We start from the raw sequence: 24,199 nt of genomic DNA, 5'->3' as shown, positions 1-24,199 counted from the left end.
GCGGCGCGGGAACACCTGACAGCGTGTGCTGCCGTACAGTCGGGTTGGCGGATTCGGGCGAAGCTTGGGGCGTGGCGGATGCCACCTTGCCAACAAACGAGTGAAAAAACGGGGGTACTACAATGACGACCGCAAGCAAACCGCAGGATGCCATCACGCTGCTGACCGCGCAGCACCGCGAAGTCCACGCCATGTTCGAGAAGTTCGAGAACATGACCGACCGCGCCAAGGTCAGCAAGAAAAAGCTGGCCGACGAGATCTGCCAGGCGCTGATCATGCACACCACGATCGAGGAAGAAATCCTGTATCCGGCAGTGCGCGAAGCGACCGAAGAGACCGAGGACATGGTGGACGAAGCCGTGGTCGAACACGCGTCGGCCAAGGACCTGATCGCCCAGATCCAGGAAATGGACCCGGGCGACGACCTGTACGACGCCAAGGTGAAGGTGCTGGGCGAGCTGGTCGACCACCACGTCGAGGAAGAAGAGAAGGAAATGTTCCCGAAGATGAAGGAACTGAAGCTGGACCTGCAATCGCTGGGCCAGGAGATGGCGGCGCGCGCCGCGGAACTGCAGTAAGAACCAACGCGGGCGCCGCCGGACAGACCGGCGCCCCGCCTCAGGCCGCGTCCGCCGCCTGCACGCCGGCCGGCACCAGTGCTTCCAGCAGCTGGTCCATGCTGACCGGCTTCACCAGGTGCTGGTCGAAGCCCGCTTCCATCACGCGGCGCTTGTCTTCCGCCAGCCCATAGCCGGTGAGGGCAATCAGCCGGATATGACGGGTGGCCGGGTCGCGCCGCAGGCGGCGCGCCACTTCGTAGCCGTCGATGCCCGGCAGGCCGATGTCCACCAGCGCCGCCGCCGGCTTGCCGGCCAGCGCGGCCGCCACGCCCTGCAGGCCGTCCGCCGCCGTGGCCACCGGGAAGCCGTGGGCCGACAGCATGGTCGCCATCATCTCGCGGCCGTCTTCATTGTCTTCGATCAGCAGCACCGCGGGCTTGCCGAGGCCGTCGCCGAGGGCGTTCTGCGGCGCCGTGTTGGCGACCACGGGTTCGGTGCGCGGCAGGCGGATCATGAAGGTACTGCCTTGGCCGCTGCCGGAACTGGCGGCGCTGACGCTGCCGCCGTGCAGTTCGACCAGGCGGCGCACCAGCGACAGGCCGATACCGAGTCCGCCCTGCGAGCGGTCGATCGAGATCGCCCCCTGCACGAACACGTCGAAGACGTGCGGCAGCAGTTCTTCTGGAATGCCGACGCCGCTGTCGCGCACCGTCAGCACCACGTCCTCGCCGGACTGGGCCACGTTGATGTCGATGCTGCCGCCCGCGGGCGTGTACTTGAGCGCGTTGTCCAGCAGGTTGGTCGTGATCTGTTCGAGGCGGGTCGGGTCGCCGTCGACCCAGCCCGGTGCCAGGTCGACGCTGAAGCGGTAGCCGGCGGTGCGGCCGGTGGCGCGCAGGGTTTCCAGGCAGCCGCCCACCAGGTTCGACAGGTCGGTCGGCTTGCGGGCCAGCAGGATCTTGCCGGACATCGCGCGCGACAGGTCGAGCAGGTCGTCGACGATGCGCGACAGGTGCTGGCTCTGGCGCTGGATGATCTGCTTGGCGCGGGTGACGGTTTCGGAGTTGGCGCCCGCCATGCCGATCAGCGAGGAAGCGCTGCTGATCGCCGACAGCGGGTTGCGCAGCTCGTGCCCGAGCATGGCGAGGAATTCGTCCTTGGCGTGGCTCTTGCGCTCGGCGTCGCGGCGCTCTTCCATCTCACGCACCAGGCGGCGGTTGGTCGCGGTCAGCTCGGTGGTGCGCTGCGACAGCTTCTCGGCCTGGCGCTTGAGCTGTTCGTTCTTCATCGCCAGCGCCACGAACACCGAGACCTTGGCATGCAGGATCTGCGGGATCACCGGGGTGAACAGGAAATCGGCGGCGCCGCGCTGGTAAGCCTTGAGGCGGTCGATCTCGTCGGCCAGGAAGGCGGTGACGAAGATGATCGGGATGTCGGCCGAACGCGCGCGCTGGTGGATCGCCTCGGCGGTCTCGAAGCCGTCCATGCCGGGCATGTTCACGTCGAGCAGGATCACGGCGAAATCGTGGAGCAGCACCTGGCGCAGCGCTTCCTGGCCGGACCGTGCGGAATGCACGGTGTAGTTGCTTTCATCCGCCCATTGGTCGAGCAGGCTCGTCAGCGCAAGCAGGCTGGCGGCATCGTCGTTTACGACCAGGATCTTCGGTTTGTCAGTGTGTGCCACGATGGTTCTTCATGCTTTCGCTAAAAGGCCTTGCCTTCCGGAAAGATCATACCCAAGTTTGTTACGTTTAGGAAAGCCCTGTAATAACAGAGAATGATATCACGGGCAAATTAAGTGCAAATAGGCAAAACTTCAATCGTGCGCCTCGTGACGATGTACGCTGCCGCACATACGCCACGAGGCGCTTGTGCGATAGTAAATCCGTCCAGTTCAACCGACTTTATGGCGGACGGGGCTGCCTACATGAAAGGACGCACAATGAATATCGACTCTATCGTCAAGCAGGATTATCGCGGCAAATCGCTCAGTGAGCTCGTCAATTCGCCGCTGACCGCCCTATGTGGCGTCAACGAACAACAGGCCAGTGCCTTCGCCGCCGCGGGCGTACATACCGTGGGCGACCTGGCCAACCTCCAGATTGTGAATTATGCAATAGCCATCAAGGCCCTGGCCGGCTGCGACGCTGCTTCCGGCAAGGACCAGGCGGAAGAGGGGCTGCTCGACGACGCCGTCGAGATGACCTTCCCGGCCAGCGACCCGGTCTCGGTCCAGTCCAGCATCACCCGCATCGAAGTGGCGCCGGACAGGGTAGACGCCAGCCGCGACCACCAGGCGGCGCAGTCGATCGAGGCGCACAATGAAGATGCCTTGCGCACGGCGGAAATCAACACCCGGTATTTGCAGAAGGATGAGGGCGGGAATCGCTGAACGTTAGCGGTTCTGAAGCTTCAAGCGGGCCATGGGCGGCGGAAGCTGCCTGTGGCCCGTTTGCTTTGGTGGCGTGCGGCGAACTTGGGTTCCCGCCTGCGCGGGAACGACGGTTTTAAGGATAACAAATAAAGGATTTGCGGCCTGCAGCCTCAGCACGTCGTTCCCGCGAAGGCGGGAACCCAATTTTGCGTGCCCGAAGGCGATCCGCTCAACGATGCGCCGCCGTCTCCGGCACGGGTGCAGCCACCGGCGCTGGCGCCTTGGCCGCCGTCTGGCGATTGGCTGCCGGCGAGCAGAAACGGTTCTTGCCGGCGCGCTTGGCTTCGTACAATGCGTAGTCGGCGATGCTGATCAGGGCGTCGACCGATTCGGCGTCGTCCGGATAGATGCTGATGCCGATCGAGGTCGACAGGCGCAGGGTCAGGTCGTTGATGAAGTAGGGCTCGGACACCGCCTCCACCAGCTTGGCGGCCGGGCCCTGGGCGTCGGCCAGGCAATGGATGTCGCCCAGCACCACCATGAATTCGTCGCCGCCGAGGCGCGCCACCGTGTCTTCCTTGCGCGAGCTGGCCAGCAGGCGCTGCGACACCATTTTCAGGATGTCGTCGCCATAGGCGTGGCCATAGGTGTCGTTGATCGCCTTGAAGCCGTCCAGGTCCAGGTACATGATCGCGGCCTTGGTGTGGCTGCGGTTGGCGTGCTGGAGGGCGGTTTCGATGCGGTCTTCCAGCAGGCGGCGGTTGGGCAGGCCGGTGAGGGCATCGTGCAGCGCCAGTTCCTGCTGCGCACGCGAATACTGGGCCAGCTCCTTGTAGAGCAGGCGCACTTCAAGCATGTTGTGGATGCGCTTGTGCACCTCGAGCAGGTCGAAGGGTTTGCTGATGAAGTCGCGGGCGCCGGCTTCGAGCGCGGCAATCTTGAAGCTCGGCTGGGCGGTCAGGGCCAGCACCGGCAGGTAGCCGCCCTGTTCGATTTCCTTCAGGCCCTTCATGACCTGGAAGCCGTTCAGGCCAGGCATCTGCAGGTCGAGCAGGATCAGGTCGTAGTTGTGCTCGCGATGCAGCGGGCATACCTGTTCCGGCAGCATCGTCGAACTGACGCAGGTGTAGCCTTCTTCGCGCAATATCTCTTCCATCAATTCGATATTGTCGGGCGAGTCGTCCACCACCAGGATCTTCGCGTTCAAAATGTCTTGTCTGCTCGGCATGCTCGGTCTCTTCTATGCTGTCGGAAACGTGTTCCATTTCCTTTTGGAATGGCCACCTCCCATATCTTCATAGTCTAGCAAAGCCCATAAAATTTCTTGTAGGACAGCGCCGCGTGTCTGGGTAGGATCATTATTGACCATAGTCGCGCGCGCCGCCATTCACCATTTGTGCAGTCGGCGTGGCCACCGACGCCACCGCGGCAATCAGCTCGCCGGGTTCCACCGGCTTCGAAATATGGGTCGAAAAACCCGCTTCCAGCGCCTTCAGCCGGTCTTCCGGCCGGGCGAAGGCGGTCAGGGCGATCGCCGGCAGCTGCCCGCCTTCGGCGCGCGGCAGGGCCCGCACCCAGCCGATCAGCTCGAAGCCGTCGACCTCGGGCATGCCCAGGTCGCTGATCAGGACGTCGGGCCGCTCGGCCCGCAGTGCCTCGAAGGCTTCGCGCGCGCTGGCCGCGACCCGGACCCGGGCGTGGCAGTCGGTCAGGATGCGCGCGATCAGTTCGCGGCCGTCGCGCGTGTCGTCCACCACCAGCACCGTCAGCCCGGCGAGGTCGCGCACCGCGGCCTCCGGCGCTTCCGGCGCCGGCAGCGGCGCCGGCGTCGCGCGCCCGGCACGGCTGAGGCCCGCCGGCGCCTCGGCGCGCGGCAGTTCGATCGTGAAGCTGGCGCCCAGGCCTTCGCCCGCGCTCTCGGCGCGCACCGTGCCGCCATGCTGCTCGACCAGGTGCTTGACGATCGACAAGCCCAGGCCCAGGCCGCCGTGGCGGCGCGTCATCGAGGCGTCTTCCTGGCGGAAACGCTCGAACACGTGGGTGATGAATTCGGGGCGGATGCCGGCGCCGTTGTCGCGTACCGTGATCGCCACCACCCGGCCGCCCGGCGAATTGTCATTGCCCCGCTCGTCGACCTCGACCACCACCTGGCCGTCGCGCGGCGTGAACTTGATCGCGTTCGACAGCAGGTTCCAGATGACCTGCTGGAGCCTGCCGGCGTCGCCGGCCACGAGCGCGCCCGGCGCGGCATAGAGTTTCTCGATGGCAATGTGCTTGGCGTCGGCTGCCGGCCGCACGGTTTCGATCGCGGCGTCGATGAAGGAGGCGGGGGCGATGGCCTGCATGTCGAGCAGTACCTTGCCCGAGGTGATGCGGCTCATGTCGAGCAGGTCCTCGATCAGCTGGGCCTGGGCGCGCGCGTTGCGCTCGATGGTCTGCAGGCCGCGCTGCAGGTCGGCGCCGTCGCGGCTGCCGCGGCGCAGCACCTGCGACCAGCCGAGGATGGCCGACAGCGGGGTGCGCAGCTCGTGCGACAGCGTGGCCAGGAATTCGTCTTTCATCTGGCTGCTGCGCTCGGCCTCGGCGCGCGCCTCGCGCTCGTTCTCCAGCAGCACCTCGCGCTCTTCGGCGGCGCGGCGGGTGGCTTCGTACAGGCGGGTGTTGTCGACCGCGATCGCGGCCTGGGCGGCGATGCCGCGCACGATGCGCTCGCTGCGCTCGGTGAACACGGCGGGTTCCGGGTGGCCGAAGAACATGGTGCCGAGCAGCTCGCCCGAGCGCGCCGCCACCGGGACCGCCATGTAGCTGCGCACCGCCGGGTGGCCGCTGGGAAGACCGAACTGCGGCGCACTGCCGGCGTGGCGCGGGTCGTCGCCGATGTCGTCGACCCGCACCAGGCCCTGGGCCCGCAGGGCGGGGCCGAACAGGGCATTGGTGCGCGGCTCGGCGAAACTCTGGAACTCGCTCGAGGTGGCACCCGACAGCGTCACCATCGAGAACAGGGTGCCGTCGCCTTCCTGGTCGTAGTGGATGAAGGCGCCGAAGCGGGCGCCGCTCACGGCCAGGGCCGCCTCGGTGGCGGTGCGCAGCAGCGAGCGCAGGTCGCGGGTCGAGGCCAGGATGCTGCCGGTATTGTTGAGCAGTTCGAGCACGTGCGACTCGTCGCGCAGCGCCTGCTCGGCGCGCTTGACCTGGTCGACGTCGGTGTTGGTGCCGAACCAGCGTATCACGCGACCCTCGGCGTCGCGCACCGCGCTCACGCGGGTCAGGTACCAGCGGTAGCTGCCATCGGCGCCGCGCAGCGGGAATTCCATCTCGAAGGGCTCGCCGGTGCGCATGGTCTCGTACCAGCGCGCCATCACCGGCTGCAGGGTGCCGGGCTCGATCACGTCTTGCCAGCCCCAGCCCACGCTCTGCTCCGGCGTGCGCCCGGTGTAGGCATACCAGCGGTCGTTGAACCAGACGATCGCGCCGTCGGTGCCGGCCATCCAGGCCAGCTGCGGGATGGTGTTGGCCAGCGCGCGCAGCAGTTCCTCGCTCTGGCGCAGGCTGTCCTCGGCGCCCTTGCGGCCAGTGATGTCCTGCACCACGCCGGTCATCCCGACCAGGGTTTCCTGGCCTTTGAGGTCGGCGTAGTCGGGGCGTCCGACCAGGGCCACCCAGCGCGGCGCGGCATCGCTGCCCTCGTGCGGGTTGACCCGGCATTCGATGTTCAGGTCGGCGCGCGCCTCGAAGGCCTTGAGCACGGCGCGCCGCACCTGGATCCGGTGTTCCGGGTGCAGGCGGGCGCGCAGCTGCGGCCAGGGCAGGGGCGTCTCGGCCGGCAGGCCCAGGATGCCGGCCGCGCGCGGGCCCAGGATGACGCGGTCGAGGGCGGCGTCCCAGCGCCAGTCGCCCAGGCGGCCGGCCGCCAGCGCCACTTGCAGGCGGTTGTTGTTCTCGACCAGGGCCTGCTGGTCCAGCTTGCGCTGGGTGATGTCCTGGAAGTAGAGCGTCAGTCCGTCGGGCGAGGGGTGCAGGCGCATCTCGAGCCAGCACTGCAGGCGTGCGTAATAGAAGTCGCGCACCACGGTCTCGCGCTGCTCCATGGCGCGCCGGCAGTCCTGGGCCACCGAGGTGCCGTGCAGGTCCTCGAACTCGTCCCACAGGTTCTTGCCGATCAGGCCGGCGCGGCTTTTCTCGAGCGGGGCGATCATGTCGAGCGCGCGCCCGTTGATATAGATGATGCGCCAGTCGCGGTCGACCGCGCAGAAGCCGTCCGACAGGCTCTCGAGCATGTTCTCCATGCGCTCGCTGGCGCGGCGCAGCGCCTGCTGGGCGGTCAGCAGCTCTTCCTCGGCGCGCTGGCGCGCGGCCAGCACGCTCTGGGCGTTGCGCAGCGCGGCCGAGCGCATCATCTCGAGTTCGCGCTCGTCGCTCATGCGGCCCGCTCCAGGACGGCGGCAGCCAGCCGCGTGCCTTCGACCCGCGCGCGCACCTTGGCAAAGGCCGTGGCGCGGCTGACGCTGTCGTCGTCGAAGAAGGGGGCGAAGCCGGCATCGTCGGTCGTGCCCAGGCGGCGCGGGTCGAGGTAGCGTGCCGCCAGCAGGACCCGGTCGCGTACCTGTTCCGCGCTCTCGATGCGCGGATCGGCGGGATCGGTCACGCCGACGAAGATGCGCTGGTCCGGGCGCGCGTAGTCGCGCGCGATGCGCAGCACGCGCTCGGGTTCGGGCTGGCCGGCCATCGCAATATAGAAGCTGCCGGCACGGATCTCGAACAGCGCCGGCAGCAGTTCGGCGTAGTCGATCGCGCCCGTTGCGTCGACCCCGGAGGCCGACACGTGCAGCCCGATCAGGGCGCGCTCGGCGCCGGAAAAGCGTTCCAGCGCCATATTGTTCAGGTGGACGAAGCTGGCCAGCAGGGCGCCGCTCGGGTCGAGCCGCATCGCCAGCGGGCCTTCGGCGAAATCGACCTGCACCTTGTGCGCGCCGGCCTCGAGGCAGCGCCGGATCTCGGTCTCGTGTTCGCGCACGAGGTCGTCCAGGAATTGTTCGCGCGAATAGCCGGGCAGGCCGTCGGGCGGGTAGAGCAGCGACAGCGCCGAGGGCGAGATGATGGCCTGCTTGACCGGCTGGGTGGCGTGCAGCCGCGCCGCGCGCAGGTACTGATCGGCGTAGCGCTGGTAGCGGAACGGACCGTGGGTGAGGCGCGGCATGCGGTGGGTGGCGCCGCCCGCTCCGCTGCGCAGGGGAATCCGGAAGCCGTCGGGCGCGGTGTTGGCTGCGCCGTGGACCGGATAGCTCCAGAAGTTCTCGAGCTTGCCCTGTTCGCCGTCGCTGATGACGCTTGAGCCGGTCGCCTCGAACGCGGCCACGGTCGCGCGCACGGCGTCGTCGAGCAGGAGCGCGAGCTCGCGCATCCCGGCGTCGCCGCGGATCGCGGCGACCAGCTCGGGCGGGCGGGGAATGCTGCCGATCGGTTCAGTCGGAATCATCGTCGCTGGCATGGTGGCAGGCCGCTGGCGCGCGGCTGCGCACGGTCCAGCATGACCAATGTCGTCCATTGTAGCCCAGCCGAAGCCCGCCGGCACAGGGCACCGGGCTCACCTGGCCTGCGCCGGCTGGCGCGCCACTTTCGCCAATGCATCCTGGAGCTGGTCCAGCTCGTAGGGCTTCTGCAGCGACAGGTAGGGAAACTCGAGGTGCCGCAGCAGCGAGTCGCCATAGCCTGACGCGAAGATCACTTTCAGTGCCGGATTGTCCGTGAGCGCGCGGCGCGCCAGGTCCACGCCGGACATGCCGGGCAGGCTGACGTCGGAGAACAGCACCTGGTAGCGCCGTTCTCCCAGAAGCTTGAGAGCGTCGTCCGGATGGGCCACGCCGTCGGCTTCGTGGCCGAAGGCCTTGAGCATCTCGCACACCAGGTATTGGGAGTCGAGGTTGTCTTCGACCACCAGGATGCGCAAGGAGGCGTTGTCCGGTTCCGGTTCGGCCTGGACCGGCTGGGGCGCGGGCGGGGCCAGCAGGAAATGCACGCCGCCGACACCGCCGCCGCCGTCGGGCAGCGGGGTGAGGTGGAGGTCGCAGCGGTGCTCGCGCAGGCCGTCCGCATGGCGGAAACCGAGCGCGGCCCCGGCCACCAGGCCCGGTTGCCCGGCCCAGGCCTGTTGCAGCGCGCTGCCGGCGCTCGAGAGCGGCGGCGGCAGCACCGAGGGCACCGAACCGCCCGGCACACGGCCGCAACCGAGTCCGGCCAATGCGGCATAGGCCTCGTTGAAGACCAGGATCGTTTCGCGTCCCCACACGAGCAGTCCCGGCAGGGGCGAATTGAGCAGCAGGTCGGCGGCGACGCGCAAGGGGGCCGGCCAGCCGGCCGGCTCGCCCAGGCTGCTGCCGGACCAGTCGTAGGAGACGGAGCTGCGCGGATGGTGGGCGCTGCGCGGATCGTGATCAGGCATAGGCGAACTGTTGTAGGAACGAAAACATGGCGGCCATCCTACACCAAATGCTGCCGAACCGCCGCCTCCATTCGTGCGTGCGAACAGCCAAAAAAAAGGTTCTTCACGGATTTCCGGGAAACGCGGCTTTGATCTTCAGGAAGAAGAATTCGCTATCCCGGTATCCGTAGGCCATTCGCTTCATCACCTTGATACGGTTGTTGATGCCTTCGAGCTGTCCGGTGTGCATCGGCCAGCGCAACCGCGCTGCGATGCCTCGCCAGTAAGGTTTGAGCTTGGCGGCAAACTTCCTTAGCGGCTCGATCCCGCTGTCGCGTGCCATCTTCAGCCAGTTGCGCCAGGCGAGAAGCCACTGCCATCCGCCGGATGTCTGCCAGAGTTCCTTGAGTGCCGTTTTCATCACATACACCGTCATCAAGGCTTGGTTGGCGGCCAGCAGTTCGTCCAGATTCGCCTGCTGGCTCGGCGGGACGTTTTCCCGATTACGCAGCAGAAGCCAGCGCGAGCGCTTCACGACTTTGCGCTGGGGTCGGTCGTCTCGCAGGCGATTGGCTTCGTCGACTCGCACCCGGTCGATCACCTCACGGCCGTACTTGGCGATGACGTGAAACAGGTCGTAGACCACGCGTGCCTTCGGACATTGCTGCTGCACTTCCAAATCAAACGCGGTATTCATATCCATCGCGACAGCTTCGATGTTGGCGCAGCGTTCAGGGCCTAGCCATTCAAAGAACGGACGGATGGCCTCGCGGCTGCGGCCTTCGCCGACCCACAACACACGTCGGGTGTCGGCATCAAGCACAACTGTGGCATAGCGGTGGCCTTTGAACAGCGCAAATTCGTCCATCACGAGGCGGATCGGCTGCGCCGGGGGCAAGTAAGCAAGTTGCCGCTCCAGGCGCGCGCGCTCGATCTGCCGCACCGTCCCCCAATGCAGGCTAGCGAGCTTGCACACATGGGCCACCGGAAGCTTCTCACACCACGCCCCGACAAAATCGGCCAACGCACGCGTCACCCGCGCATGGCGGTCAAGCCAGGTCACGCGTTCGGTTCTGGTGCCGCACATGCTGCACTTCAGACGGCGCAATGGCACCCGCAGCCGCACCGCCCTTCCTTGCATCGGCAACTCTCGAATGATGCGCGTAGCGACATCATGGACTTGGTAGCAATGCATCCCGCACCGGCTACAGACCATCGCCGCAGCAGGATCACGACACAGTGTGATCCAGACAGCATCTTCCTGAACATCCAATTTGGTGGCGGTAAAGCCTTCCCAGAACGGAAGGCTAAGATTATGATCCGGCATGAGAGCGGTAAGTTGAGTTGGTTGAGTTTGGTCGCACAAACACAATAACTCTTCTTTACTGCTCTCTTGCGTTTACAACAGGTTCATCCCGGAAATCCGCGATGAACCAAAAAAAAGCCCGCTTCAGGGAAGCGGGCTGAATCTATTTCCTTGGAGGAGAATAGAGGAGACAGGAAGGATGATGCTGCATTGCCGCAAATTCGTCCAATTTATATTTCAAATGACTGCCATCAATTTTATTAATAAGCATTTGTCAACCGGGCCGTGGCTTTCGCGCGACGGCGGCGCAGCCTCTATCGTGCGCTCTTGGTGCAGGACAGAAAATGTTCTACGATGGCAACTATGTTAAAACCCTCCCAGCTTGCCTGCGTCTGTGCGGCATTGTTCGTGCTGCACGCAAGTGGCGGGCAGGCGGCCGTGCCGGCCGGGCAGGCCGCGCAAGGCGAGCCGGCGCTGGAAGACTATTCGCTCGAACAACTGGCCGATATCGTCGTCACCTCGGTATCGCGCCAGCAGGGCCGGCTCAGCAATGCGCCGGCTTCCGTCTACGTCATCAGCGGCGCCGACATCGCGCGTTCCGGCGCGGCCACCATCCCCGAAGCCCTGCGCCTGGCGCCCAACCTGCAGGTGGCCTTGACCAGTGCGCAGGAATATGCGATCAGCGCGCGCGGCTTTTCCTCGCCGCTGGCGAACAAGCTGCTGGTGCTGATCGACGGCCGCAGCGTGTATTCGCCGCTGTTCTCCGGCGTCTTCTGGGAAGCCCAGGACGTGGTGCTGGCCGACGTCGACCGGATCGAGGTGATCAGCGGTCCGGGCGGCACGATCTGGGGCACCAATGCCGTCAATGGCGTCATTAATATCATCACGAAGAGCGCCGCCGACACCCAGGGCGGCCTGGCGGTGGTACACGCAGGACATCGCTACGCGGGCGCCGTCGTACGCCATGGCAAGCGCCTCGCCAACGGCAGTCATGTGCGCGTGTACGGCAAGCGCGACGAGGCCGCCGCCGCGCCGGCGGAGGGCCCGGCGGGCGAGGGCGGTGGCGTCGGCCGGCGCCAGGCGGGATTCCGGCTCGACTGGGACGGCGCCGACCAGGCCCTGAGTGTCAGCGGCGACCTGCACGCCGGCGCCCTGCGGGCGTCGCGCGAACCACGCACGGATTTTTCCGGCGCCAACCTGGTGGCCCGCTTCGACACAAGGCTGGCCGGCGACGCCGAATTGCGGCTGCAGGCCTGGATCGACCAGGAACGGCGCAGGCAGCCCGGCGTCGGCAAGCATTCGCTCGACACGGCCGATATCGAAGCCCAGGTCGCCATGCGGCCGGGTGCGCGCCACGCCTTGACCTGGGGCGGCGGCTACCGCCATGCGCGCGACCGCTTCGAGAACGGCCCGATCCTGCAGTTCGCGCCGACCCGCCGCCGCATGCGCTGGAGCAATCTATTTGTCCAGGACGAGTTCGCCGTGACGCCGGTGCTGCGCGCGACCGCCGGGCTGCGCCTGGAGCACAATGACTATACCGGCACCGAAGTACTGCCGAGCCTGCGCCTGGCCTGGGACCATGCGCCGGACGCCATGCTGTGGGCGGCCATCTCGCGCACGGTGAGGGCGCCGGCACGGATCGACCGCGACATGCGCCTGGTCGACCCGCGTTCCGGCGGCCAGCGCTACCTCGTGGCGGGCGGGCCCGACATGCAGTCCGAAACCGCCCGGGTGCTGGAACTGGGCTACCGGGCCCAGCCCACCACGGCGCTGTCGTATGCGGCGACCCTGTTCTACAGCAATTACGAGCGCCTGCGCACCCTCGAGCCGCAGCCCGGCGGGGCGCTGATCCGCAACCTCGGCCATGGCCGGGCGCGCGGCCTGGAAGCCTGGGGCAGCTGGCAGCTCATGCGCGGCTGGCGCGTCTCGGCGGGCGCCGTGTTGCAGGATGTCGACACCGGCGTCGCCCCGAACCGCATCGATGCCTCGTCACTGCTGGGCCTGGCAACGAACGACCCGCGCAGTTACTGGATGCTGCGTTCCTCGCACGAGCTCAAGCGCGGCCTGGCGGCCGAGCTGCTGCTGCGCCGCGTCGCGCGGCTGCCGCAGCCGGCCGTGCCGGGCTATCATGAACTCGACGCACGGATCGCATGGCAGTATCGTCCCGGCGTCGAACTGGCCCTCACGGGCCGTAACCTGTTGCATGCCCGCCATCCCGAATTCGGGAGAGCGGGCGTGCGCCAACTGGCCGAACGCAGCGTGTTCGCCAGCGCATCGCTGCGTTTCTGAAGGTCCATGACAAAATTAAAGACACACCTCCCTGACCGAATGCGGCGCCGCCTGGCTTGCCGGGCGCTGGCAGCGGCAATCCCGGCGCCGCTGCTCCTGGCCGCGGCCGCGGGGACGGCGCCGCCCGCGTTCGCCGACGGGGGCGGCACCCAGGCGCTCGAACGCCGGGTCAAGGCGGCTTTCCTGTACAAATTCCTCGGTTATGCCGAATTCCCGGCGCAGTCCTTTGCCGATCCGGCCGGTCCGCTGACGATCGCCGTGGTCGGTTCGGAGGACATGGCGGCCGAGCTGGCGCGCATCGTCGCCGGCCGCGTGATCGCGGGGCGTCCGATCGCGGTGCGCGCGGTACGCGAGCAGGAGGCGCCGCCGCCGGTGCATCTGCTGTTCGTGGCCGGCGCCGACAGCGAACGGGCCGGCCGCGTGCTGCGCACCGCGCCCGGCTCCTACCTTACCGTCACCGAATGCGAGGGCGGCCTGCGTTATGGCAGCGTCATCAATTTCCGCATCGTCGACGAGCGCGTGCGCTTCGACGTTTCGCTGGACGCCGCCGAAAAGAAGAACGTGAAGCTCAGTTCGCGCCTGCTGACCGTGGCGAACCGGGTGCAGAAGGGAGGGTCGTGATGGGCATGCACGATACCGGTTCGGTCCGCAGCAAAATGATCCTGATGGCAGTGGCGACCACGATCGTCGCCCTGCTGTCCGCCGCCGTGGCCATGATCGTGGTCGACGTGCGTACCTTCCAGAAGGTCTGGGTGGACGATCTCACCACCCAGGCCGACATCGTCGCCGACGTCGCGGCGCCGGCGGTCTCGTTCAACGACACCGCCGCCGCCGCGCGCAGCCTCGGCGTGCTGCGGGTCCGTCCCCAGATCCTGTCCGGCGCCATTTATACCAATAGCGGGCAACGCTTCGCCACGTACGCCAAGACGGGGGCGGAGACGCGGTTCCCGGCGCGCCCGGAAGCGGCGGGCTACCGCATCGAGCAGGGGGAACTGGTGGTGTTCCGCCCGATCGTCGAAAATGGCGAGCCGCTCGGCACCGTCTACCTGCGCTCGCGCTTCGGCCTGCTCGACCGCGTGCTCAGCTACGGCGCCATCCTCGGCGGCGTGATGCTGGGCGCGCTCGTGATCGCCGCGCTGGTGGCGTCGCGCCTGCAGGCCTCGATCACGCGCCCGCTGGAAGCGATGACGGACGTGGCGCGCCAGGTGATGCTGCGGCGCGACTTCACCCTGCGCGTGCCGGGCAAGGAAAAGGGCGAGATCGGCGTGCTGGTCGAGGCCTTCAACGACATGCTGGCCGAGATCGGGCGCCGTTCCGATGCCCTGCAGGCGGCCAACCGCACGCTCGAACACGAGATGACGGTGCGCGAACGCGCCGAACAGGCGCTGATCGTGGCCGACCGCAGGAAAGACGAATTTCTCGCGACCCTGGCGCACGAATTGCGTAATCCGCTGGCGCCGATCCGTACCGGCCTGGACATCCTGCGCATCCGCAGCGGCGACGCCCAGGCGACCCAGCGCGCCACCGACATCATGGAACGCCAGCTGCGCCAGATGGTGCGCCTGGTCGACGACCTGCTGGACGTCTCGCGCATCAATACCGGCAAGTTCACCATCAAGATGGGCCGGGTCGAGCTGAAGGCCGTGGTCAACGATGCCCTCGAGGTGGTGCGTTCCTATATAGAACTGCATGGCCACGAACTGGTGATCGACTTGCCGGACCGCCCGGTGTTCCTGCACGGCGACGCGACGCGCCTGGCCCAGGTGCTGTCCAACCTGTTGAACAACGCGGCCAAATACACCAACCGCGGCGGGCGCGTCACCCTGAGCGCCGGCGTCGAAGACCGCACCCTGGTGGTGGAAGTGGCCGACACCGGCATCGGCCTGGCGCCCGACATGCTGGACTCGGTATTCGAGATGTTCGTGCAGGTCGATTCGACGCTCGAGCGCAGCAATGCCGGCCTGGGCGTCGGGCTGTCGCTGGCGCGCAAGCTGGTGGAGCTGCACGGCGGGACCATCGAGGCGAAGTCGGAAGGTCTGGGCCTCGGCAGCCGGTTCGTGGTGCGGCTGCCGATCGTGGTCGATCCCGAGCCGATCGCCAAGCCGACGCCGGCTGCCTTCATCAGCACCGAGAGCTACCGGATCCTGCTGGCCGACGACAACGTCGACTTCGTCAACAGCATCGGCGCGCTGCTCACGGCCATGGGCCACAGCGTGGTGATCACCCATAACGGCCCGGACGCACTGGCGGCGGCGGCACGCTTCTGTCCGGACTACGCCTTCCTCGACATCGGCCTGCCGCACATGTCGGGCTATGACCTGGCGCGCGGGATCCGCAAGCTGGCCTGCGGATCGATCACGGTGCTGATCGCCGTCACCGGCTGGGGCCAGGAGAAAGACCGCCAGCTCGCCTTCGAAGCCGGCTTCGACCACCACATGGTCAAACCGGTGCGCTTCGAGCAGATCGAGGAAATCCTGGGTAACCGCAGCCTCATCAAGAAAATGCGTACCTGAGCCGGACAAGCGGCTGGCGCGCTGCCCTGAATACCTGGCCGGGACAGTCCGGCCAGGTCGGTAAGCCTGTCCACCTAGGTCAGCGGCCAGAACCAGACCTTCGAGGACATCCAGTAGCAGTCTCCCTCACACGTGCTTCTGCGCGAGGTAGGCGGAAAGGTCCCGCTGGCTCGGCTGAAGCTGGCGCCGCATGTATTTGCCTGCTTTGACAATCAGGCGGGGACACGGCGTGGCAATGCCGGCGCCGTTGAGCGCCAGGCTTACACGGATGGCACAGGTGTTTTCCCATGCCGGCACGCCGATAAGCTCCGGATAGCCGATCCAGGTGTACAGTTCCTCAGCCGGGATGCTGTGCTTGTCCGGGTAGTGACGCCGCAGGGCAGCGTATGGTGGGCGGTTCATGATTTGTCCTTCCCAGACTGGCAAGGGTATTTCACCCGCCATATCTCGACGAACAGGTCTGCGGCGTTCCTCTTGAGTTGCTCTGGTGAGAGACCCTTGATCCCGTCGATCACCGCATCCTCGAGGACGTCGGGCTTTGGCTTGTATGGCTGCCCGTAACACCAGCCCTTACCCTCGGTTGCGTCGTGCACACCGTGGATATACATCCTGGCCCTCTGCTCGTCCACGTGCACCTGCAGGCTGCTCTTGCCTTGGATGGGTGGAAAGGCGACTAGCGAGAGGAAGCGCTCACCAGTCATCCATGGGGCCTGGCTGACATTCTGGCTCCAGGACGGCGCCACCGATAGCAAGGATGCGAAAAAGAGCGCCCGCATCACGCAATCCTGTTCGTGGCCAAGTCCCAGCCGCCGGCCGTATTGCCGCCGCTGCCGCCGCTGATCTTTTGCTGCGCGTACTTCCAGCGCACCCTAGAGAACTTCAGTCCCATACTCTCGCTAGGAGCGTCGCCACCTGCAAAGCTTGGTGCGACATGCGCGATCAGAACGTTTTCCAGTTCGACCTCGAAGTACTTGATCGGATCTCCGTTGCCGTCTGCCCGCATCATTTCCAGCTTGGCTTTCGGGATCGTCTTTCCGCATGCGCAGAGCTGAGCCAGCATAGGCGACGCCAGGTCGATCAGCTTGGTAATGCTGATCTCGCTTAGCTCGGCTCGCTCAGCGGTGTGGCCGCCGCCAGTCGATGCCGTCGCGCTCTTCGGTTGATGGATATTCCAGTTGATCGACGTGCACTCGATCCAGCCGAGGTGCTGTGAGTCTGCCGACTCGCCCTTTATACCGTCAAGCTGCAGGTAATAGTCTGCTGCCATGATTCCTCCCGTGTCGTGATCGTGGAATCATGATGGGATAGGCGACCAGTAACTTGGCAGTAGTCAACGATCGGGGGGCGACAGATCAATGAGGTCGCTTGCCCGCTATCTCAAGTACTGGAACATACCCAGCCTGGCCAGTCATGGATGGCGGGGTAGCGCCCCCACACGGATTCGACGGGCGAAAAAAAACGGAAGCGCTTGCGCGCTTCCGTCATGTGCTACGCCGGGCTGCTATCAGGCCTGCTTGGCCTTGCGGCGGCGTGCCAGGAAGCCCAGGACGCCGAGGCCGCCCAGCATCATGCCGTAGGTTTCAGGTTCCGGAACCGGAGCCAGCATCACGGCACCGCCGAACGAGGCGCCGGCATCCGACACCAGGTTACCGCTGACCCGCAGGTAATAGTCACCGGCGGCCAGGTTGCTGGAGGTGATGCTCCAGACATCGATGGCGCCGCTTTGCAGCATGGTGCCATTGGTGATCAGGGTGTCGTCTTCGCCATACAGGGCCAGGCCAGTGATGTCCAGGCCCACGTCGGCGCTACGGCTGATCGACGAGATGATCGCATCGAGATTCATACCGACATCACCGTCGACAGTGAAGGTGAAACGGTCAGCGAAGGTGTTCCCTTCGTTATCAGCTTCGAAGGTGTCGCCGAAGAAGGCGCTGTTGTCGATCAGCTCGAGCTCCTGTGGGGAGTTGCCGACGACTTCCTGGGCCATTACAGCCGACGAACCAAACGAAGCGGAAGCAAACACAATTGCAGCAATCAGAGATTTTTTCATTTCTTTCCTCGCTTTAGAATCAGCCGCGTCCTGCAGCCTGGGTTTCAAGTATCGGGGAACTTCATGCTATCAAAAGGATAAAAAAAAGCACGCGAAAGTGTGATTGAACGGTCAACGTGTGGTTTGCATTCCATCAATCAACAAATTTCCACGAAGATTTACTGATCTGGGCTTCTCTATAGGAGAACTCGTCCAATAGAGGTTGATGAGTAGAAAAAAATTATTGGGTTGCTGAAAATGTGTCAGCACAGTCCTACGAAAAGAGAAGGGCCTTTCCGGCGCCGGCCTCCCGCCGTTTCAGCCCGGTTTAATGAAGGAAGCGTAGAAGTTAGTGTGTTTTGCTTGCTGTTGCTGAGTTACCCCAGCAGCGGAAGCTGTGCGCTGGCGACGCGCCGGCAAGGCGGCGCAGCGAATACGCCTACCGAAGTGGGAAAAACGAGGAGGGTAGGGCGGAAAAGAAAAATGGCCCAGAATTGCTTCTGAGCCATTTTAAAAAAGCTTGGTGCGGCTGGCAGGAATCGAACCCACGACCCCTTGGTTCGTAGCCAAGTACTCTATCCAGCTGAGCTACAGCCGCCCGAGGCACGCATTATAGCAGCACTGAATGGTTTGGCAAACCCCCCGATTCGTTGACCCAGGACCATTCGGATCCGATCCGCTCCGCCCCGTTGCGAGGAGGACGCCTTGTCGATCAGGCGCCTGCGGGAAGGAGGGACCGAATTGTGCTGCCGTGAGATGCATCTTCCCAGAGCCATCTTAGGAAGTCCTTAAGCAGCCGGGTTGGCCGCTGATGCTCGGCCCGGTGCTGAAGCGGAGGAGCGGTCGCGCAATGAAAAAAGGGACCAGATGTTTCCATCTGGTCCCTCAAATTCTGGTGCGGCTGGCAGGAATCGAACCCACGACCCCTTGGTTCGTAGCCAAGTACTCTATCCAGCTGAGCTACAGCCGCCCGATGCACGCATTATAGCAGGGGTTCGCGCATTGGCAAAGCCTCATTGGCATCCGAGCAAAACTTGCTCGAAACGACGCGATCGCCGTCTCACCCGTACTGACAAGGCCCTGTCACCGCTGCGCATGCGAGCACTACTATCGGCATGGCCACGCCAACGACTAGCAGCAATCGAACTCATCCCCAGGCAAAGGTGACAGCGCGACGAAAAAAGGGACCAGATGTTTCCATCTGGTCCCTCAAATTCTGGTGCGGCTGGCAGGAATCGAACCCACGACCCCTTGGTTCGTAGCCAAGTACTCTATCCAGCTGAGCTACAGCCGCCCGATGCACGCATTATAGCAGCGCGTTTTTATTTCCGGAAGTGTCATTTTTTTCCGTAGGCAAACCAGCTCTGGTAGATTAACCGGGTTGATCGATCTAGGATGCCTATGTTTGCCTTGAAGCCGGGAGCGCGCCTCGCCCTGGCCGCGCTCTTGCTGTTGTTATTGTCATGGATCTGGGCGGGCTGCGCCTCGGCCGCGCCGCGCAGCCTGCGATTCGAACGCATGTCGATCGAGCAGGGCCTGTCGCAGCAGTCGGTGCTCACCATCCTGCAGGACCGGCGCGGCTTCATGTGGTTCGGCACCCAGGCCGGCCTGAACCGCTTCGACGGTTACCGCGTCACGGTCTTCCGCAACGACCCGAACAATCCCGACAGCATCCCCGACAACTATGTCATGGCCTCCTATGAGGACGAGCAGGGCCGCCTGTGGTTCGGCACCAAGGGCGGGCTGACCCGCTTCGACCACGTCAGCGGAAAGTTCGTGCGCCATGCGCCGCCGCACGATGCGGCACGCGGCAATGGCAACCGCAGCGTGCCGGCGATCGTCCGCGCGCCCGGCGGCGGGCTGTGGCTGGCAAGCGGCGACGGCCTGCTGCACTTCGATCCTGCCGGCGGGCGCTTCCGCAGCTACCGCCACGATCCGGACGACGCGGGCACGCTGCGCGACAACCGCATCAGCGCGCTGGCGCTCGACGGCCAAGGCAATCTGTGGATCGGCACCGCGGCCGGTCTCGACCGCCTGGCCCCCGGCGCCGGCCGTTTCGAGCACTACGACATCGATGCCGGCGATCCACAGCGCAATACGGTTCTCGCCCTGTCGATGGGACCGCGCGACACGCTCTGGATCGGCACCGAGCTCGGCCTGCATGCCTGGCGCCTGGACCGCGGGCGGCCGGCGCAGGCAGGGCGGCGCCGGATCGACCTCGCCACGGTGCCGGGCGATGTGCGCGTCAATTCCCTGTATCACGACGCCGGCAACACCCTCTGGGCAGGCACCGACGTGGACGGTCTCAAGTGGCTTGACCCGGCCAGCGGGCGCTTCCTGGGCTACCGCAACGACCCGGCCGACCCGCATACGCTGTCCGACAACCACGTCGGCGCGATCCTGGTCGACCGCACCGGCACCCTCTGGGCAGGCACCCACTACGGCGGCGTCAACCGCACCGACCTGGCCAGCGGCGGCTTTACCCGCTACGGCGGCGCCCAGGGACTGGGACGCGCCAAGGTGCGCGCGATCGCGGACGGCGCCGGCGGCGGGCTGTGGATCGGCACCAGCGGCGATGGCCTGATGCACATGGACCGGCCCGGCGGACGCATCGTGCGCGCCGGCGGGGGCGCCGTCCTGGGCGACGTCGTCTCCGCGCTGGCACTGGCACACGGCCGCACCTGGATCGGCACGCCGACCGGCCTCGCATGGCGCGACGCTGGCGGACGCTTCGGCCGGGTAGCGCTGGGCGCCGACCCGGCCGCCAATTACGTGCAGTCGCTCCATGCAGGGCGCAGCGGCATGCTGTGGATCGCTACGCGCGGCGGGCTGGCCGCACTGGCGCCGGGCGCCCGCATGGTGCGCAGTTGGCGGCACGATCCGGACGACCCGGACAGTCTGGGCGAAAACTACGGTTTCGCGGTGCTGGAAGATCGTCAGGGCATCGTCTGGATCGGCACCGAGACCGGCCTGGAGCGCTACGATCCGGCCACCGGCCGGTTTTCGCGCTACCGCCACGATCCGGACAATCGGGCCAACCCGCACGGACTGCGTCACAGCCGCATCTATTACCTGATGGAGTCGGCGCGCGGCGAGCTGTGGGTGGGCACCGCGGGCGGCCTGCACCGCATGGAGCAGGGCAAGGACGGCGTGCGCTTCCGCTTCTATCCCTTCGCCGGCGGCCAGGAAGCCGTGCCGATCGGCGCCGTGCTCGAAGATGACCACGGCTACGTCTGGGCCAGCACGACGGTCGGGATCACGCGCGTCGACCCGGCCAGCGGCAGCGTCAAGAACTACACGGCGAAGGACGGCCTGGTGGACGGCTCCTACTTCGTCGGCGCGGGACTGCGCGGAGCCGGTGGACAGATGTATTTCGGCGGCATCAACGGCCTGACCGCCTTCGAGCCGGATGCGATCCGCGACAACCCGTATGCGCCCGCAGTCGTGCTGACCGACCTGCTGGTGCTGAACCGCTCGCGCGCCGCGCCCAACTTCCACGGGCAAAAGGAATTGACGCTGTCGCACCGCGATTCGGTGTTCTCGCTGGAATTCGCCGCGCTGCATTACGCCGACCCGGACGGCAACCGCTACGCCTACCAGCTGGAGGGCTTCGACCACGAATGGGTCGACACCGACGCCCGCCGCCGTTATGCGACCTATACCAACCTCGATCCGGGACCCTACGTGTTCCGGGTGCGCGCCAGTAACAAGGACGGTGTCTGGAGCGAGAAGCCGGCCACCCTGCGCATCACGATCACGCCGCCGTACTGGAAGACCTGGTGGTTCCGCAGCCTGGCCGCGCTGACGGTCGCGGCGCTGGTCACGGCCGGCTACCGCCTGCGCATCCGCGCGCTGGTGGCGCAAAAGCTCCTGCTCGAAAGCGAGGTCGGCACGCGCACCGACGAACTGCGGCGCCAGAAGGAATCGGCCGAGCGCCGCAAGCAGGAAGTCGAGGAACAGAAGGAGGTCGTGGAGCAGGCGCACCGCAACATCGCGCTGCTGTCCGACATCGGGCGCGCGCTGACCGCCAACCTCGAGCAGGAAGCGATCATGCGTACCTTGTATGAACACGTCCATGCGCTGATGGACGCGCGCCTGTTCGCGGTGGTGCTGCGCCAGGCGGAACGCGGCACGCTGTCCTATGCGTATGTGGTGGTCGATGGCGAACGGCGCGAGGCCTTCGAGCTGGCGGATGATCCGGAGCGGAACCTCGCCGCCTGGGCCATCGTGCGCGGGCGCGAAGTGCTGGCCGGCGATATCGGGCCGGCCTTGCCGGACTACCTGCCGGCGCTGCCTCCCGGGCGCGAACTGGAACTGGCCTTGCCCTGCGCCTGGCGCGCCGGCATGGCGCCGCGCTCGCTGCTGCTGGTGCCGGTGATGGTCGGCGAGCGGGTGCTGGGCGCGCTGATCGTGCAAAGCCCGGCACCGCAGGCCTTTGGGCAGGTCCACCTCGACATGCTGGAAACCCTGGCGGCCTATGTCGGCGTCGCGATCGACAATGCCAGCGCCTACCGCCAGCTCAAGGATACCCAGGCGCAGCTGGCGGCCCGGGAAAAGCTGGCCTCGCTCGGCTCGCTGGTGGCGGGGGTCGCCCACGAGCTGAATACCCCGATCGGCAACAGCCTCCTGATGGCCAGCACGCTGCAGGAAAAGACCAGCGACATCGCGACCCGCTTCGACGGCGCGAGCCTGCGCCGCTCCGACCTGGCAGAGTATGTGGAGGCCTCGCGCGAGGCCTCCAGCCTGATCATGCGCAGCCTGCACAATGCGGCGGAACTGGTGAACAGCTTCCGCCAGGTCTCGGTGGACCAGGCCAGCGCCCAGCGGCGCCGCTTCGACCTGGCCCAGGCCTGCCAGGAAATCGCGGCCACCCTGATGAACACCGTGCGCCTGGCCGGGCACCGGCTCGACCTCGCGGTGCCACCGGGGATCGTGATGGACAGCTTCCCGGGGCCGCTGGGACAGGTGATCATCAACTTCGTCAACAACGCGCTGCTGCATGCCTTCGACGGGCGGTCCGGGACCATGGTGCTGGAAGCCGGCCTGGGGGACGGGGGCAGCGTGCGCATCGTATTCCGCGACGACGGGCGCGGCATCCCCGCGCAAGACCAGGCGCGCATCTTCGATCCCTTCTTCACCACCCGCATGGGGCAGGGCGGCACCGGCCTGGGCCTGAACATCAGCTGGAACATCGTCACCACCCTGCTCGGCGGGACGGTGCGGGTCGAGAGCAGCCCGGGGCAGGGCGCCGCCTTCATCCTCGAACTGCCGCTGCGCGCGCCGGATCCGCAGGCGCCGCAGGGAGCGGCGCAGGCGGCGGAGACGCTCGGGGGGACTTAAGCGACCACGTTCTGCGGCCGCCCCGCGGCCCAGGCTTCGATGTTATCGACCAGCATGTCGGCCAGGGTCTGCATCGCGCCGCCGCTGGCCCAGGCCACGTGCGGCGTCAGGATGAAGTTCGGCAGGCGCAGCTGCAGCAGCGGATTGTCGGGAAGCGGCGGTTCCTTGCTCAGGACGTCGAAACCGGCGCCGCCGATGCGGTTCGACAGCAGGGCCGCGGCCAGTGCCGCTTCGTCGACCAGGCCGCCGCGCGCCGTGTTGATCAGGAGGGCAGTCGGTTTCATCAGCCCCAGTTCGCGGGCGCCGATCAGGTGGCGCGTCGCTTCGGTGAGCGGCAGGTGCAGGCTGACCACGTCGGCGCTGGCGAGCAGCTCGTCGAGCGGCAGCTGCAGCACGCCGGGATCGTCGACCGGCGAGCGCGAGCTGGCGGCGATCTCCATGCCGAAGGCGCGCCCCAGCTGGGCCACCTTGCGTCCCAGCGCGCCGTAGCCGACGATGCCGAGGCGGCTGCCGGCCAGGTCGCCGATCGGGTGGTCCAGCAGGCAGAAGCGGCTCGAGCGTTCCCAGCGTCCGGCTTCGACGTCGGCCACGTAGGCGCGCAGCTGGCGGCGCAGCGCCAGCAGCAGGGCGAAGCAGTGCTCGGGCACCGATACCAAGGAATAATCGCGGATGTTCGAGACCACGATGCCGCGCGCCCGGCAGGCGGCGAGGTCAACGTTGTCGGTCCCGGTGGCGGCCACCGCGACCATCTTCAGGTCCGGCAGGCGCGCGATGGCCGCGGCGCGCAGCGGGACCTTGTTGGTGACGGCCACGCTGGCCCCGGCCAGACGCGCGACGACCTCATCCTCACTGCTTGCGGCGTGGTCCTGCCATGCGTGGTCGAAGGCGGGGGCGCGCACCCGGGCCTGCAGGCTGTCGCGGTCGAGGAAGACGATACGGTGCATGGCGTACTCGCGGCTGGGAAAAGCCTTATTGTAGACGCCGGAAATGACAAAGGACAGGCGAACCTGTCCTTTGGTATATGGGGGCCTGGGCGGCGTCTATCTGGTGGCGGCAGTCGTCATCTGCTCGCTCTTGGTTTCGGCATGGTCTGCTGCTTTTTCCGCCTTCGCTTCAGCCTTGTCGGCCTTGGCTTCGGCTTTCTTCTTGTCGGCTTTGGCCTTGCTCTTGGCGACGTCCTTGCGTGCATCGGCAGCGGCCTTGTCTGCTTTCGCATCCGCCTTCGCGACCTGCTTGTCGTGCTTGGCTTCAGCCTGGGCAACTTCCTTGGCGGCCTTGGCGTCGGCCTCGGCGACGGTCGCCTGTGCGAACGCCGAGGTGGCGAACAGGCCGGCGATCAGGGTAGCAACGATCTTGCGCATAGTGGCTTC

18 protein-coding genes and 3 tRNA genes are annotated in these 24,199 nt (G+C 66.2%); 6 read left to right on the top strand and 15 right to left on the bottom strand.

The annotated features are described in order from the left end of the window. Positions 1-122: 122 nt before the first annotated feature. A complete protein-coding gene (locus tag ACSQ25_RS14415; protein ID WP_436106365.1) occupies positions 123-578 on the top strand; it encodes a hemerythrin domain-containing protein in 456 nt (151 codons plus the stop codon). 40 nt (positions 579-618) lie between these two features. On the opposite strand, the gene ACSQ25_RS14410 is transcribed toward ACSQ25_RS14415, so the two are convergent. Next, the gene (locus ACSQ25_RS14410; protein ID WP_436106364.1) at positions 619-2,244 is read right to left on the bottom strand and encodes a response regulator; all 1,626 of its coding nucleotides are present in this window, start codon (positions 2,242-2,244) and stop codon (positions 619-621) included. Positions 2,245-2,502: 258 nt separating this feature from the next. Here ACSQ25_RS14410 and ACSQ25_RS14405 point away from each other — a divergent pair, with 258 nt between their 5' ends. Next, complete coding sequence (locus ACSQ25_RS14405) at positions 2,503-2,952, top strand: hypothetical protein (protein WP_436106363.1); 450 nt, start codon at positions 2,503-2,505, stop codon at positions 2,950-2,952. A gap of 211 nt (positions 2,953-3,163) precedes the next feature. Here ACSQ25_RS14405 and ACSQ25_RS14400 read toward each other — a convergent pair whose 3' ends face one another. The 5 genes from ACSQ25_RS14400 to ACSQ25_RS14380 form a co-directional block, all read right to left on the bottom strand. After that, on the bottom strand, positions 3,164-4,162 hold the full coding sequence (locus ACSQ25_RS14400) for a diguanylate cyclase domain-containing protein (RefSeq protein ID WP_436106362.1): 999 nt from the start codon (positions 4,160-4,162) through the stop codon (positions 3,164-3,166). Positions 4,163-4,292: 130 nt separating this feature from the next. Further along, the gene (locus ACSQ25_RS14395) at positions 4,293-7,355 is read right to left on the bottom strand and encodes an ATP-binding protein (RefSeq protein WP_436106361.1); all 3,063 of its coding nucleotides are present in this window, start codon (positions 7,353-7,355) and stop codon (positions 4,293-4,295) included. Beyond that, positions 7,352-8,410, bottom strand: a complete 1,059-nt coding sequence (locus tag ACSQ25_RS14390) for a 5-methyltetrahydropteroyltriglutamate--homocysteine methyltransferase (protein WP_436106360.1) — start codon at positions 8,408-8,410, stop codon at positions 7,352-7,354. The genes ACSQ25_RS14395 and ACSQ25_RS14390 overlap by 4 nt, the downstream gene beginning before the upstream one ends. Positions 8,411-8,518: 108 nt before the next feature. Continuing rightward, positions 8,519-9,373, bottom strand: a complete 855-nt coding sequence (locus ACSQ25_RS14385) for a response regulator (protein ID WP_436106359.1) — start codon at positions 9,371-9,373, stop codon at positions 8,519-8,521. Between the two features lie 103 nt (positions 9,374-9,476). Beyond that, positions 9,477-10,679 (bottom strand): ISL3 family transposase, encoded by a 1,203-nt coding sequence (locus ACSQ25_RS14380; protein ID WP_436106327.1) that lies wholly within the window; start codon positions 10,677-10,679, stop codon positions 9,477-9,479. 387 nt (positions 10,680-11,066) lie between these two features. Here ACSQ25_RS14380 and ACSQ25_RS14375 point away from each other — a divergent pair, with 387 nt between their 5' ends. The 3 genes from ACSQ25_RS14375 to ACSQ25_RS14365 are packed head-to-tail and all read left to right on the top strand — an operon-like array spanning position 11,067 to position 15,460. Next, positions 11,067-12,947 (top strand): TonB-dependent receptor plug domain-containing protein, encoded by a 1,881-nt coding sequence (locus ACSQ25_RS14375; RefSeq protein ID WP_436106358.1) that lies wholly within the window; start codon positions 11,067-11,069, stop codon positions 12,945-12,947. Between the two features lie 39 nt (positions 12,948-12,986). Further along, the gene (locus ACSQ25_RS14370; protein WP_436106357.1) at positions 12,987-13,568 is read left to right on the top strand and encodes a YfiR family protein; all 582 of its coding nucleotides are present in this window, start codon (positions 12,987-12,989) and stop codon (positions 13,566-13,568) included. Beyond that, positions 13,568-15,460 (top strand): hybrid sensor histidine kinase/response regulator, encoded by a 1,893-nt coding sequence (locus ACSQ25_RS14365; RefSeq protein ID WP_436106356.1) that lies wholly within the window; start codon positions 13,568-13,570, stop codon positions 15,458-15,460. The genes ACSQ25_RS14370 and ACSQ25_RS14365 overlap by 1 nt, the downstream gene beginning before the upstream one ends. Before the next feature lie 126 nt (positions 15,461-15,586). Here the strand turns inward: ACSQ25_RS14365 and ACSQ25_RS14360 are convergent, their stop codons facing one another. The 7 genes from ACSQ25_RS14360 to ACSQ25_RS14330 form a co-directional block, all read right to left on the bottom strand. Beyond that, complete coding sequence (locus ACSQ25_RS14360) at positions 15,587-15,862, bottom strand: hypothetical protein (protein ID WP_436106355.1); 276 nt, start codon at positions 15,860-15,862, stop codon at positions 15,587-15,589. Then, positions 15,859-16,236, bottom strand: a complete 378-nt coding sequence (locus ACSQ25_RS14355; protein ID WP_436106354.1) for a Rap1a/Tai family immunity protein — start codon at positions 16,234-16,236, stop codon at positions 15,859-15,861. The genes ACSQ25_RS14360 and ACSQ25_RS14355 overlap by 4 nt, the downstream gene beginning before the upstream one ends. Continuing rightward, the gene (locus ACSQ25_RS14350) at positions 16,236-16,727 is read right to left on the bottom strand and encodes an Hcp family type VI secretion system effector (RefSeq protein WP_436106353.1); all 492 of its coding nucleotides are present in this window, start codon (positions 16,725-16,727) and stop codon (positions 16,236-16,238) included. Before ACSQ25_RS14350 ends, ACSQ25_RS14355 begins: the two co-directional genes overlap by 1 nt. 237 nt (positions 16,728-16,964) lie before the next feature. After that, positions 16,965-17,510 (bottom strand): FxDxF family PEP-CTERM protein, encoded by a 546-nt coding sequence (locus ACSQ25_RS14345; RefSeq protein ID WP_436106352.1) that lies wholly within the window; start codon positions 17,508-17,510, stop codon positions 16,965-16,967. Positions 17,511-18,010: 500 nt separating this feature from the next. Beyond that, positions 18,011-18,087: transfer RNA gene (locus tag ACSQ25_RS14340), tRNA-Arg, on the bottom strand. 295 nt (positions 18,088-18,382) lie between these two features. Then, positions 18,383-18,459 (bottom strand) — tRNA-Arg (locus ACSQ25_RS14335). A 247-nt stretch (positions 18,460-18,706) separates the two neighbouring features. Then, positions 18,707-18,783, bottom strand: a tRNA-Arg gene (locus tag ACSQ25_RS14330). Between the two features lie 107 nt (positions 18,784-18,890). On the opposite strand from ACSQ25_RS14330, the gene ACSQ25_RS14325 reads away from it, so the two are divergent. After that, the gene (locus ACSQ25_RS14325; protein ID WP_436106351.1) at positions 18,891-22,829 is read left to right on the top strand and encodes a two-component regulator propeller domain-containing protein; all 3,939 of its coding nucleotides are present in this window, start codon (positions 18,891-18,893) and stop codon (positions 22,827-22,829) included. Here ACSQ25_RS14325 and ACSQ25_RS14320 read toward each other — a convergent pair. Both ACSQ25_RS14320 and ACSQ25_RS14315 read right to left on the bottom strand, forming a co-directional pair. Next, positions 22,826-23,773 (bottom strand): D-2-hydroxyacid dehydrogenase, encoded by a 948-nt coding sequence (locus ACSQ25_RS14320; RefSeq protein ID WP_436106350.1) that lies wholly within the window; start codon positions 23,771-23,773, stop codon positions 22,826-22,828. The genes ACSQ25_RS14325 and ACSQ25_RS14320 overlap by 4 nt on opposite strands. A gap of 96 nt (positions 23,774-23,869) precedes the next feature. Further along, entirely contained in the window at positions 23,870-24,190 is a 321-nt protein-coding gene (locus tag ACSQ25_RS14315) for a hypothetical protein (protein ID WP_436106349.1), read from the bottom strand. Between the last annotated feature and the right edge of the window lie 9 nt (positions 24,191-24,199).

The sequence above is a fragment of the Massilia sp. LjRoot122 genome, assembly GCF_964252725.1.
Taxonomy (GTDB): Bacteria; Pseudomonadota; Gammaproteobacteria; order Burkholderiales; family Burkholderiaceae_D; genus Telluria.
Note: the sequence above shows the minus strand (reverse complement) of the source record. Positions and strands in the feature narration are given on the sequence as shown.

What these genes read in the sequence shown, in the direction of transcription:
- ACSQ25_RS14415 (WP_436106365.1), top strand. Translation starts at nt 123, where the DNA reads ATGACGACCGCAAGCAAACCGCAGGATGCCATCACGCTGCTGACCGCG.
- ACSQ25_RS14405 (WP_436106363.1), top strand. Translation starts at nt 2,503, where the DNA reads ATGAATATCGACTCTATCGTCAAGCAGGATTATCGCGGCAAATCGCTC.
- ACSQ25_RS14400 (WP_436106362.1), bottom strand. Translation starts at nt 4,162, where the DNA reads ATGCCGAGCAGACAAGACATTTTGAACGCGAAGATCCTGGTGGTGGAC.
- ACSQ25_RS14395 (WP_436106361.1), bottom strand. Translation starts at nt 7,355, where the DNA reads ATGAGCGACGAGCGCGAACTCGAGATGATGCGCTCGGCCGCGCTGCGC.
- ACSQ25_RS14390 (WP_436106360.1), bottom strand. Translation starts at nt 8,410, where the DNA reads ATGATTCCGACTGAACCGATCGGCAGCATTCCCCGCCCGCCCGAGCTG.
- ACSQ25_RS14385 (WP_436106359.1), bottom strand. Translation starts at nt 9,373, where the DNA reads ATGCCTGATCACGATCCGCGCAGCGCCCACCATCCGCGCAGCTCCGTC.
- ACSQ25_RS14380 (WP_436106327.1), bottom strand. Translation starts at nt 10,679, where the DNA reads ATGCCGGATCATAATCTTAGCCTTCCGTTCTGGGAAGGCTTTACCGCC.
- ACSQ25_RS14370 (WP_436106357.1), top strand. Translation starts at nt 12,987, where the DNA reads ATGCGGCGCCGCCTGGCTTGCCGGGCGCTGGCAGCGGCAATCCCGGCG.
- ACSQ25_RS14365 (WP_436106356.1), top strand. Translation starts at nt 13,568, where the DNA reads ATGGGCATGCACGATACCGGTTCGGTCCGCAGCAAAATGATCCTGATG.
- ACSQ25_RS14360 (WP_436106355.1), bottom strand. Translation starts at nt 15,862, where the DNA reads ATGAACCGCCCACCATACGCTGCCCTGCGGCGTCACTACCCGGACAAG.
- ACSQ25_RS14355 (WP_436106354.1), bottom strand. Translation starts at nt 16,236, where the DNA reads ATGCGGGCGCTCTTTTTCGCATCCTTGCTATCGGTGGCGCCGTCCTGG.
- ACSQ25_RS14350 (WP_436106353.1), bottom strand. Translation starts at nt 16,727, where the DNA reads ATGGCAGCAGACTATTACCTGCAGCTTGACGGTATAAAGGGCGAGTCG.
- ACSQ25_RS14345 (WP_436106352.1), bottom strand. Translation starts at nt 17,510, where the DNA reads ATGAAAAAATCTCTGATTGCTGCAATTGTGTTTGCTTCCGCTTCGTTT.
- ACSQ25_RS14325 (WP_436106351.1), top strand. Translation starts at nt 18,891, where the DNA reads ATGTTTGCCTTGAAGCCGGGAGCGCGCCTCGCCCTGGCCGCGCTCTTG.
- ACSQ25_RS14320 (WP_436106350.1), bottom strand. Translation starts at nt 23,773, where the DNA reads ATGCACCGTATCGTCTTCCTCGACCGCGACAGCCTGCAGGCCCGGGTG.
- ACSQ25_RS14315 (WP_436106349.1), bottom strand. Translation starts at nt 24,190, where the DNA reads ATGCGCAAGATCGTTGCTACCCTGATCGCCGGCCTGTTCGCCACCTCG.